Below are 2,416 nucleotides of genomic sequence, written 5' to 3'. Positions count from 1 at the left end.
CGCGGGCAGATCGTTGTCGACGAGGAACACCACCTCGCCGGGGCGGTGGTAGTACAGCCGCTCGCGCGCCTGGGTCGTGATGTAGGCCGGGTCTCCCCAGCGGTCCCGCGTCGCCTCGAGCTCGGCGACCTCTTCCTCGCTCATGCGCACCGAGCGCTCCAGCGCGGCGATCTGCTGTCGCTGGTCGAGGTAGGTGCCCACCGTCGGCACCAGCACCAGGGCGCCGAGCACGACCAGCGCCAGCATGATCATCATGAAGCCGGACAGGCGGATACCGCCCATCCACTGCCGCACGTCCACCTGGGCGGAACGAGAAGAGGGAGCCGTCGATCTCGCCACGGCTCCCCCTCTCATTCGGTCTGCGTTGTGCGCTTATCCCTTGAAGCGGGGGAAGGCGGAGCGGCCGGCGAACGTCGCGGCGTCGCCCAGCTCCTCTTCGATGCGCAGAAGCTGATTGTATTTCGCCACGCGCTCGCTGCGCGCGGGCGCGCCGCTCTTGATCTGACCCGAGCCGACGGCGACCGCGAGGTCGGCGATCGTGGTGTCCTCGGTCTCGCCGGAGCGGTGCGAGAGCATCGTGGTGTAGCCGGAGCGGTGCGCCAGGTCGATGGCATCCAGCGTCTCGGACAGCGTGCCGATCTGGTTGACCTTGACCAGCAGCGAGTTGGCGGCACCGCGGGCGATGCCGTCGGCCAGGCGCGCAGGGTTGGTGACGAAGAGGTCGTCTCCCACGAGCTGCACCCTGCGGCCCAGCTTCTCGGTGAGAGCGGTCCAGTTGTCCCAGTCGTCCTCGGCCAGCGCATCCTCGATCGTCACGATCGGGAAGTCGTCGACCAGGCCCACGTAGTAATCGGTGAGCTCGGCGGCGGTCCAGTCCTTGTTGTCGAGGCGGTAGACCCCGTCGTTGAAGAACTCGGTGGCGGCGACGTCCAGGCCCAGGGCGATGTCGGCACCCGGCGTGAAGCCGGCCTTCTCGATCGCGCGGACGAGGAACTCCAGGCCCTCGCGGTTGCTCGGCAGGTCGGGGGCGAAGCCGCCCTCGTCACCGAGGCCCGTGGCGTAGCCGGCGGCCTTGAGCTCGCTCTTGAGCACCTGGTAGACCTCGGCACCCCAGCGCAGCGACTCGGCGAAGGTCTCCGCGCCGATGGGTGCGAGGAAGAACTCCTGCATGTCGATGCCGTTGTCGGCGTGCTCGCCGCCGTTGATGACGTTGAACAGCGGCACGGGCAGCACGTGGGCGTTCGGGCCGCCGAGGTAGCGGAACAGGGGCAGGTCCGAGCTGTCGGCGGCGGCCTTGGCCACGGCGAGGCTCACGCCGAGGATGGCGTTCGCGCCGCAGCGCGACTTGTTCTCGGTGCCGTCGGTCGCGATGAGGATCTCGTCGACGATGCGCTGCTCGCTCGCGTCGATGCCCTCCACGGCGGGGCCGAGTTCGTCGATGACGGCGTTGACGGCCTTCAGCACGCCCTTGCCGCCGTAGCGGCTCTTGTCCCCGTCGCGCAGCTCGTACGCTTCGAACGCGCCGGTGGATGCGCCGGAGGGGACGGCCGCACGCTGGACGATTCCGTCGTCGAGCAGCACCTCCACTTCAACGGTGGGATTTCCGCGCGAATCCAGAATTTCTCGCGCGCCTACAGCATCGATCAGTGCCACGGATGACTCCTTGCTTGTGGAGGGTGGATCTCGGAAACGTCGTCGGTCCGTTGCTCCCCACTCTAGTGACGACCGCGGCGGCGCCACAGGCCACCGGCCGTGCGAAAGGTCAGACGACGAGCGCGATCGCGACGCCGTCCCAGCCCTTCGCGTCGAGCGTCTGCAGCGCCGTGGCGTCGAATCGCGGGTCCTGGCCGAGCATCTGCAGTCCCCGCTGCATCCCGGTGACGCCGGGGTCGGTCGAGTCGGCGTCGGCCACCCTGCCGCCGCGGCCGACGTTGTCCACCACGACGACGGTGCCGGGGCGACCGAGCCGCGCAGCCCAATCCAGATACAGGCTGCTGGACTCCTTGTCGGCATCGATGAACACCAGGTCGAACGGCGCTTCCGAGGCGAGGGTGGGGAGCACGGCCTCTGCCCGGCCTACGAGGATGTCGACCTTGTCTCCGACGCCCGCGCGCGCCAGATTCTGACGCGCGACGGCTGCGTTGGCGGGCTCAGCCTCGATGGTCACCACCCGGCCGCCTTCGGGCAGCGCGCGGGCGAGCCAGATGGTGGAGTACCCGCCGAGGGTGCCGATTTCCAGCACGCGCTCGGCTCCGCTCATGCGGGCGAGAAGATTCAAGAACTTGCCGTTCACGGGTGCGACCTCGATGGGAGGAAGCCCGGCGCGGTTCTGGTCGGCGACGGCCTGCTCCAGCGCCGCGTCGTGTCCGACGAGCGTGTCGGCGAAGTAGCGGTCGACGCGCCGCCAGGTCTCTTC

The 2,416-nt window shown here is 69.1% G+C and carries 3 protein-coding genes; all 3 read right to left on the bottom strand.

Annotated features, from left to right (window positions below; genetic code table 11):
- Window positions 1–339, bottom strand: a 339-nt coding sequence (locus tag NQ160_RS22320; RefSeq protein ID WP_257517229.1) for a septum formation initiator family protein, incomplete at its 3' end; no start/stop codon positions are given.
- Window positions 340–372: 33 nt separating this feature from the next.
- Window positions 373–1,653 carry a phosphopyruvate hydratase gene (gene eno / locus NQ160_RS22315; protein WP_257517228.1) on the bottom strand — a complete coding sequence of 427 codons (1,281 nt, stop codon included), beginning with the start codon at window positions 1,651–1,653 and terminating at the stop codon, window positions 373–375.
- Window positions 1,654–1,762: 109 nt separating this feature from the next.
- A partial coding sequence (locus tag NQ160_RS22310) for an O-methyltransferase (protein ID WP_257517227.1) occupies window positions 1,763–2,416 on the bottom strand: 654 nt, incomplete at its 5' end.

This window comes from Microbacterium sp. zg.Y909, assembly GCF_024626565.1.
This window is presented reverse-complemented; position numbering and strand designations above follow the sequence as displayed.